Genomic DNA, 8,784 nt, shown 5'->3' on the forward strand with positions numbered 1-8,784 from the left:
GTCTAGTGGTTAGGACGCCAGGTTTTCATCCTGGAAACAGGAGTTCGATTCTCCTATGGGCTGCAAATTTTAGTTTGTAATAAAAGAAAAAAATGGCAAATCACAAGTCAGCACAAAAGAGAATCCGTTCTAACGATGTTAAGCGTTTGCGTAACAAATACCAACATAAAACAACACGTAACGCAGTACGTAAACTTCGTTCTTTGAAAGACAAGAAAGAAGCAAGCGATTTATTGCCTGTAGTTACATCTATGTTGGATAAACTGGCAAAACGTAATATCATTCACAAAAACAAGGCAGCAAACTTGAAGTCAGGTTTGATGGTTGCAGTGAATAAATTGTAAGAATATTCATTAAGAAATCAGAAGGGTCTTGTCTGCCAACGGCGATGAGACCTTTTTTGTGTTTTAATAAAGTTTCATGAAGAAATGGGCTTTGTTACTTGTCGTGCTTTCCTGCCAACTCTATAGTCTGGCGCAATCTCCCTTTGGAAACTATTTTCAGGATACATTAAAACCCGGACATCGGATTTCCGGAACGCTCGACTCTGTTGATGTAAACCTTGCCGCTTATCAACACACACTTCCCGGAGATTTCAATCCGTTCTTATTCCGGTTTTCTTATTCCGATCTGAACACCACCTGGCAGAAACTTTTACCGAGAAGGTATTCTACCATTCCCCATATCGCTTTTGAATATTCCATGGGTTCCAAGCTGGCTCAGTTTGGCCGTATTACGTATACCCAGGCGCTGGATTCAAATACATTCCTTCAGTTTGATTATATCCGGAATACCACAAACGGAAACTTGCGGAACTCCAATTTTGAACGAAATTCCGTTCAGCTTGCATTGATGCATCGTTCACGTTATTATGGAACGGTGCTGGATGTTTCGTTTTATACGAACCACAATCAATTAAACAATGGTTTGATCGGTGATACCGTTCGTGAAGGTTTTGCACTCGATTTCCAGGAAGTGGGGAAATCCAATGCCGGAAACAAAACGAAAGAATTACATGCCGACTGGAAGAATTACATTTCTTTTACGAAAGATTCTCTTCAGAAAGTAGGAGTATTGCTTCAATCCAGGCTGGATATTAAGAATCAGCGGTATTTCGAAAGAGATACTGTCAAAGAGATTTATGGTTTTTACAATTACGATACAGTAAATACGTACGATTATTGGGAACTATCTTCTTTGCGTTTGAACGGCGGATTGTTTTATAAAAACCGCGGAATCAATTTTGAAGCAGGGCTCGGAGCCCGATACTGGGATTATGATAACCTGATTATTCACCAGGATACGACGGAAGCGTATGGTTTTGCGGCTTTGGATATGATCGTAAAAGGATTTCTACTGAAAGCGACGGCAAATTACACATTTGTAGGTGCAACCGGAGAAACGGCGATTACTGCAGACTTAAGAAAAAGAATCAAAGCGAACATTTTTTCTTTCCACGGTGACTTTTCCAGACAATACCCGGATAATTACCAGAGAACCTATTATGGGAATACAATCAATTATGCGTGGACCGACAAGCAGTTGAGCACAAGAACTACCGGAAGATTGAACTGGACAAACAAGAACCGGATCATTCCTTTCTTTGCGGAAGCATTCGTTGAGTCAAATACGAAAATGCCGGTTTTTGTAAAGAGCAGATGGCGACAGGACACTTTGACACAATTGAGTGTTGTAGGAATTCAGCTTGGATTTGAGTATTCCTATAAAAAGTTGTTGATTCAATCCAGAGCATCTTATCGTGAAAGTACGGGAGATCTGCTTCCGAATTTATTGATCTCGGGACGAATTGCCTACAACGGAGGGTTGTTTAAAGCGAAGAAACTGAAAACGGTTACCGGAATTGAAGTGGGATATATCAGTTCGTACCAATTGCTGGATTTCACTCCGATGATGAATACGTATTCATTTGCAAATTCAGGAAGAACCTTCAATAATATGATGAAGCTGCATTTCTTCAGTCAGTTTGACCTGGGATATTTCCGCTGGTTTATCCGCATTGAGAATATCGAACAAACATTTGTGAGTCCGATGAATTATGAAGGTTTGGGGTATCCTGTAACGCCGCTTCAATTCAGATTCGGGGTTTCGTGGGACTTTTTTAATTAATCTGCTTCCAGCAGCCGGTTCACCTGTTTAAAGAGTTAAAAAGTTCAATATTTCAACAGTTTGAACCATTTAAACCTTTTGAACGTTCCCTTGAGGATAAGTTCAGGTAAGAATTCATTTATATCCAAGAAACCTTTCCTATATTTGAAAACCAAAAAAACATTCATGGGATTATTAGATAATAAAGTTGTATTAATTACCGGAGCATCCAGAGGGATCGGAAAATCAATTGCGGAAGAATGTGTGAAACAAGGAGCTAAAGTTGCTTTTACCTATTTGTCTTCTGAAGAAAAAGCACGTGCTTTGGAGGCAGAATTAACAGCAAATGGTGGAGTAGCAGTTGGATTCAAATCGGATGCAGCAAATTTTGACCAGGCACAAAAATTGGTCGATGATGTCGTTGAAAAATTTGGAACGATCGATGTGCTTGTAAACAATGCCGGTATTACCCGTGATACACTTTTAATGCGAATGACTGAAGAACAATGGGACGAGGTCATCAATACAAACCTGAAATCAGCATTTAATCTGACGAAAGCGGTTCAGCGCCCGATGTTGAAAGCGCGTTCAGGATCAATCATCAATATGTCTTCTGTTGTTGGAGTAAGCGGAAATGCCGGTCAGGCAAACTATGCGGCTTCCAAAGCAGGATTGATCGGATTTACCAAGTCGGTAGCTCAGGAATTGGGTTCCAGAAGTATTCGTTGCAACGCAATTGCTCCGGGATTCATCGAAACGGAAATGACCGGTGCTTTGGATCAAAAAGTGGTTGAAGAGTGGAGAAACTCCATTCCGTTGAAAAGAGGAGGACAACCCATTGACGTAGCAAACGCGGTTGTTTTCTTAGCATCAGATATGTCTGCTTACATTACAGGACAAACCATTCACGTGTGTGGAGGAATGTTGATGTAAGCAATTAAATAGACTAAAAAATCCCCGGCATTTCGACTCAGCTCAATGACCGGGGATTTTTGTTTTCAGTAGATTGTAATTTTTATCTATTCAAATCTATCCGTGTTATTAACCGGAAGCAGATTTCATGAATTACTTCTCGATTTTACCTTGGAGAACAATCCTAAGAACTTTCGAAGAATATCGTAGTAAAGCGCAATGATCAGCAATACGGTCATTCCCCAAAGAACCATCACATTTGCCGCAAAAGTACTCATCGGAATTCCCAGCCAATACTTCTTGTGTGCATAGAACGGAGCATTCAGCAAACGCGTATTTTTCGGATCAATGTAGATCGGATCGTCCTTTTGGATTAACTCGTCATCGGTTACAATGATCTTTTGAACTTCCGTGCGATTCGTTACTAAATCCTGTAAACTTTCATTGACATACGCGGCCTGGGATGCTTCATACGGTTTTTCGCCCATTTTCAGAACCAACGCATCCAGTTTTCCAGTTGCTTTGTTGTAAGTAAGGTTGTATTGCTTTTTCATCATTTCCAGAAAAGCACCCACATTGAATTGTACTTCCTGAACGGATGTTTTTCCTTTTTTCAAAGCATTCAGGCCTTCAACACAATCCTTGCATTCCAATTTTTTCCACAGATTGATTTCTTCTTCTATTTCGTTTGTCAAAATGCGTTTTGCCCGCTCAAAATCTGCCGGAGAAGATTTTTTATCTGCCAGGATGGTGAGTTGATTCTTCATTTCAGGAATCCAGTAATCTCTTTTCCAGCTGGCATTACTTTGTTCCTTGTGCAGGTCAAACTGCATTTTTTCGTGTTGGTTATCTGCTGCCTGAACAACCGCCAACGCTTCATAAGCCCAGCGGGAAGCCATTGCATTTCCAACCCACGGAACTTCATTGTTTGAAGAGAAAATAGGGTGGAGTTTATCAAATTTCACGATCACGCCTGAAAAAAGTAATTGAGGAATGATTAACAAGGGAACAATGATGTAAATCACTTTCGCAGAATTGAATGCACTCGAGATATTCAGTCCAAGCACGTTTGCCATGCAAGAAGTCGAGAACAAAACGATCCAGTATTCGAACCAAAGTCCGTGAATTTCAAGAATCAGGTTGCCGATCAAAACGAAGAAAGCCGTCTGAATGGCGGAAATAATGAACATGATCAAAATCTTCGACCACAAATAAGAGCCCAGGGACAGATTCAGGAAGCTTTCGCGTTTCAGGATCTTTTTATCCTTGATGATTTCTTCCGCAGCAACGGTTAATCCAAGGAAAAGTGCCACGACTACTGAAATGAACAGGTATTGCGGGATATTCTCGTTTTCATAAAAAACATAGTCCTGGTTTCCTTTTCCATCAGAATTAAAAAACTTCACGAAGAACGAAAGAATTGCAGCCAAAACCGGGGCTTCCAGCATGTTGATAAACATGTATTGCTTATTTGCCAGCTTGCTCAGAATGTCTCTCAGGAAAAACACCTTGAATTGGCGCATTTTATTGGCAATGTGTGAAGTACCTTTTACAGGTTCAACAGTTTCTTCAATATCGGGTGTTTTGTAATTGGATAAATAACGTTCGTTCCATTCGCGCGGACTTACTTTCCGTACTTTGGTTTGATTTCCGTATTCATCCACTACTTTGGATTCAATAATGTTAAAAATCTGCTCGGGATTTACATTTCCGCAAATCGGGCATTCCCGCTCATTGGCATTCACATGATGAACGTGCGTTTTGAAATAAACGACCGCATCAATCGGATTTCCGTCGAAAATAGGATAACCGCCCTGATCCAGAATCATCAACTTGTCGAACATTTTGAAAATCTCGGAAGAAGGCTGATGGATGACAACAAAAATCAACTTTCCTTTCAATGAAAGTTCCTTGAGCATATCCATGATGTTTTCGGAATCGCGTGAGGAAAGCCCGGACGTTGGTTCGTCTACAAACATCACTGCGGGCTGACGAATCAATTCCAACGCGATATTCAGACGTTTTCGCTGTCCGCCGGAAATGGTTTTTTCCAACGGACTTCCGACCTTCAGATTTTTGGCATCACTCAAACCGATATCGGAAAGCAGGTCCAGCACCTTTTTCTTCAGCTGGGATTCCGACAAATCGTTGAAACACAGTTTTGCGTTGAAGTAAAGGTTTTGGAATACGGTCAATTCCTCGATCAATAAATCGTCCTGGGAAACAAAACCGATTACACCTTCCAGTTTCGATTTTTCACGGTGTAAATCTACGCCGTTAATCGTTACAGCTCCGTGAGTAGGCGTGTAGTTTCCGTTCAGAACGTTCAGGAAAGTCGATTTTCCGGCTCCCGAACCACCCATTACACCGATTAACTTTCCGGACTGTTCAATGAAATTGATTTCATGAAGACCAACCTTTCCGCTGTTGAAATGAAACTGAAGATGATCTGCCTTGAACGTAATCTTTTCCTGGTTTGCATCGTTTAAGAAGCGTGAAATCACATCGCTGTAATAAATTGGCGCGGATTTATTGGTACGAAGGGTAGAACCCTGGTTTAAAATATGTCTTCTGGCGTTGGAAACAATTTGTCCGTTCAGAACCAGTTCTCCATGGCCGAAATAACGGAAGAACAAAATATTGACACTTTCGAGCCGGATCACTAAAATAGCTCCTTCCAAACCATCTTGCTTGATCAGTTTGGCATGTTTCAGATCAATCACTTTGTCACTGATATACATGAAATGCTCGTCGTCCAGGATTGTCTTTTCATTTGCTTCCACAAACGATTTCAATTGCTGGTACTCAAAGTCGGGAATATTGAAAGATTCCGAAACGGTGTGAACAAACTCCTGTTCCTGTTCGTGAACATGATCATTTGCGTGGATGAAGTCGAAAATCCGCAGTAGCACGATCATTTTCTGACGCTGCGTGAGTTCTTCGTTAATTTGTGCACAGATCCGCAAAACCTTTACGGAATTCACGGATGTTCTTTTACGTAATCCGTCTTTCTTTCCGGAACCCTGATGATGGATCAGCAAGAATTCATCAAACAATTGAATGTATCTCTGAAGCAATTCGTCGTTCAGTTCCGTTCGTAAAAATGCTTCCACGATCCGCCGGCCATTCGAACTTTCAATGGCTTCATTGGTCGGGTCTGTCACTTCATCAACTTTCGCTATAATAGCGAATAACTGCATTAGAGCGCGGAGTATGCGTTCACTCATGCTTCAACAGGGTTATTAGGCAGAGTTCCGGAATGTACTCGTTTTTTCAATAAACAGAAGAGGTTCAAACAGATGAAAAGGTTCAAAAAGATAAGACCTTTTGAACCTTTCAAAGTATTAAACCCACTTACGTCAAACAAGAAGAAAACCTTCTTTCCGGGACAAAGCATAGATTAAAAAAATAGTTTCGTTTAGCGTTTAAATCCGATCATCATTACGGCACATCCGGTGATTTTCTTATCCATATCCAATTCTGTTTCAACAATCACAGGAATGGTTCTCGGAACTTTAAAATCCCAGTAATTCGAGTTTTTGAATTTCTTATTGGTAAACAGGATGTTCCCGTCCAGATCCTTCACCGTGAAGATGACATATTCATCATCTGTTCCGGCAGTTGTTGCGATCCGGTAAGTTGTTCCGCCGAAAAACGTCGTTTTGAATTCTGCTTTTTCGCGATCCAGAAATGCTGTATAAACTTGTCCGTCCGAAATGAAATTCTGTTCTTTTCCCTTCAGGATTTTTTCGCAATCCTTCACCAGGGTTTCACAATCCTGCGCACTTACTCCAAATCCGAAGAACAGGGTAAAAATGCTATATAAGGCTAACTTCTTCATATTGATTAGTGTTTTTATTATTCCGTTACTTTGGTTCGGATTGCTTCAATTTTCTGATTGATAAAATTCAAGACGTTGGTATCAATGGTTACAACCGTTTTGTGACGCAAAGTTGTTGTTTTGGTTTTTGCGTTCGTTACTGGAGCTACATACTCGTAGTTAATTGTAATCTGGTCAAAATAGAATTTCAAATCCTTCATATCTTTGATCAAATCATCCCACTCGCCTTTTTTGTTGTAATCACTCAACAAAGCAACAATGGTGTTTAATGTTTGAGATTGCTCTGCGATCCGGTCCAGGATTTTTTCATTCGCGTGCTGTTTGTTGATATTGCAGGCAAGATACATGGATTCGATCCAGCCGCCAACCAGGATCAAAGCTGAAACGCTTTTGCGGTTATTCGATTTTAAGAAATTATCTGACTTTTTGAATGCATCGGAAACAATCACCATCATGGAATCCTTGTTGGTTGAATTCTTTTCGAAACGAGTCATGAAATCTTTATCAAAAGCGCCTTCCAGCCCTAATTTGCTGGTTAATTTTTCAATGGTCGAAAGGTATTTTAGGGCGGTGCTGTTTTGTTTGTAAATGGAAACGTATCCCAGGTCTGTTCCGTAAATTCCCAGATTCAGTGCTTTTTTGTATTCGGAAGTGTAATCATCCACTTTTTCAAGATCATTCAGCAGGAACTCGTTGTAAGTGGATTTGGATTCTTCCAGCAAAAGAGCCATTTGCATCGGAGAGGGAATGCTGAAGATTTTGTCGTCGAATTTAGCATTCAGGGAACTGTTTGGATCAGTTACTTCCTTGCTTATTTCCGGCTTCTTTTCTTCTTCCGTACCACAAGAACTGATTATAAGTACAATCCCGGTACTTAGGGTGAAAGTAGTTAATAGCTTATTCATAAGTTGTATCGTTTCTTTCGTTAACATATAGACGAAAATATGCAAAAAAAAGTTAACGGAACTTTCTTATTGATAATTCTGAATCAGAATTGTTTAAAACGCTGATTTGAGCGAATAGTTCCGGATTCTGATTAACTTTGTGTCACTTGAATGAGCGTGTAAGTAAGGTTCAAAAACAATCTGGTATTATTGTTTTAAAGTCATTCCCGATACATCCAGCATGTTATTCTCGATACGTCCGGCTGAAAAGCCGGACTCCCGATAGCTATCGGAACGAACTGACATTTGCGGGATACTCGAATTGATTATTTATGGATCACGTTGCATGTTCTTTTCACAAAAACTCATTTTATGAATATTCGTCCACGCAGAAACCGCAAAAGCGCAGCTATCAGAGCAATGATTGAAGAAACACAATTGGGGCCTCAACATTTGATTTATCCGTTGTTTTTAAAAGACGGAAAGAATATCCGGGAAGAAGTTTCTTCATTGCCGGGCAATTACCGCTGGAGTATTGATCAGCTGCTTCCTGAATTCGAAAAATGGATGAACCTGGGCATTCACACGTTTGATTTGTTTCCTGCGGTTGACGAACATTTGAAAGATGAAACCGGAAGCTACAGTTATGCAGACGAGAACTTTTATTTGCATATTATCCGCACACTGAAAGAAACATTTCCGGAAGCAGTTTTGATGTCGGATGTGGCTTTGGACCCGTATTCTTCGGATGGCCACGACGGATTGGTGATTGACGGAAAGATCGTGAATGATCCGACTTTGCATCTTTTGGGGAAAATGTCTGTAGCACAAGCTCAGGCGGGAATTGATATTATCGGACCGTCGGATATGATGGATGGTCGTGTAGGTTTTATCCGTGACGAATTGGATCATGCCGGTTTCCAGGATGTTTCGATTATGTCTTATACGGCGAAATATGCCAGTGCGTTTTACGGACCATTCCGCGATGCCTTGAATTCGGCTCCGAAAAGCGGTGATAAAAAAACGTACCAGATGAATCCG

Annotated in this window: 7 protein-coding genes; 4 read left to right on the top strand and 3 right to left on the bottom strand. The window is 40.7% G+C overall.

Annotated features, from left to right (window positions below; genetic code table 11):
* The first annotated feature begins 92 nt into the window (after positions 1–92).
* The 3 genes from rpsT to fabG all read left to right on the top strand — a co-directional run bounded on the left by rpsT (position 93) and on the right by fabG (position 3,039).
* Positions 93–344, top strand: a complete 252-nt coding sequence (gene rpsT, locus Q1V93_RS07740) for a 30S ribosomal protein S20 (protein ID WP_124745579.1) — start codon at positions 93–95, stop codon at positions 342–344.
* Between the two features lie 76 nt (positions 345–420).
* Positions 421–2,127, top strand: a complete 1,707-nt coding sequence (locus Q1V93_RS07745; protein ID WP_300663440.1) for a putative porin — start codon at positions 421–423, stop codon at positions 2,125–2,127.
* A gap of 165 nt (positions 2,128–2,292) precedes the next feature.
* Positions 2,293–3,039, top strand: coding sequence for a 3-oxoacyl-[acyl-carrier-protein] reductase (gene fabG, locus Q1V93_RS07750; RefSeq protein ID WP_300663442.1), 747 nt, complete (start codon positions 2,293–2,295; stop codon positions 3,037–3,039).
* A gap of 125 nt (positions 3,040–3,164) precedes the next feature.
* Here fabG and Q1V93_RS07755 read toward each other — a convergent pair whose 3' ends face one another.
* From Q1V93_RS07755 to Q1V93_RS07765, 3 genes are all read right to left on the bottom strand, one after another.
* Positions 3,165–6,245, bottom strand: a complete 3,081-nt coding sequence (locus Q1V93_RS07755) for an ATP-binding cassette domain-containing protein (RefSeq protein ID WP_300663444.1) — start codon at positions 6,243–6,245, stop codon at positions 3,165–3,167.
* A 191-nt stretch (positions 6,246–6,436) separates the two neighbouring features.
* Positions 6,437–6,859, bottom strand: coding sequence for a hypothetical protein (locus Q1V93_RS07760; protein ID WP_300663446.1), 423 nt, complete (start codon positions 6,857–6,859; stop codon positions 6,437–6,439).
* 17 nt (positions 6,860–6,876) lie between these two features.
* Entirely contained in the window at positions 6,877–7,764 is an 888-nt protein-coding gene (locus Q1V93_RS07765; RefSeq protein WP_300663448.1) for a hypothetical protein, read from the bottom strand.
* A 351-nt stretch (positions 7,765–8,115) separates the two neighbouring features.
* Between Q1V93_RS07765 and hemB the strand changes: the two genes are divergently transcribed.
* On the top strand, positions 8,116–8,784 hold a 669-nt coding region (gene hemB, locus Q1V93_RS07770), incomplete at its 3' end, for a porphobilinogen synthase (RefSeq protein ID WP_300663474.1).

The organism is Fluviicola sp., assembly GCF_030151805.1.
Lineage (GTDB): Bacteria > Bacteroidota > Bacteroidia > Flavobacteriales_D > Crocinitomicaceae > Fluviicola.

What these genes read in the sequence shown, in the direction of transcription:
- rpsT (WP_124745579.1), top strand. Translation starts at nt 93, where the DNA reads ATGGCAAATCACAAGTCAGCACAAAAGAGAATCCGTTCTAACGATGTT.
- Q1V93_RS07745 (WP_300663440.1), top strand. Translation starts at nt 421, where the DNA reads ATGAAGAAATGGGCTTTGTTACTTGTCGTGCTTTCCTGCCAACTCTAT.
- fabG (WP_300663442.1), top strand. Translation starts at nt 2,293, where the DNA reads ATGGGATTATTAGATAATAAAGTTGTATTAATTACCGGAGCATCCAGA.
- Q1V93_RS07755 (WP_300663444.1), bottom strand. Translation starts at nt 6,245, where the DNA reads ATGAGTGAACGCATACTCCGCGCTCTAATGCAGTTATTCGCTATTATA.
- Q1V93_RS07760 (WP_300663446.1), bottom strand. Translation starts at nt 6,859, where the DNA reads ATGAAGAAGTTAGCCTTATATAGCATTTTTACCCTGTTCTTCGGATTT.
- Q1V93_RS07765 (WP_300663448.1), bottom strand. Translation starts at nt 7,764, where the DNA reads ATGAATAAGCTATTAACTACTTTCACCCTAAGTACCGGGATTGTACTT.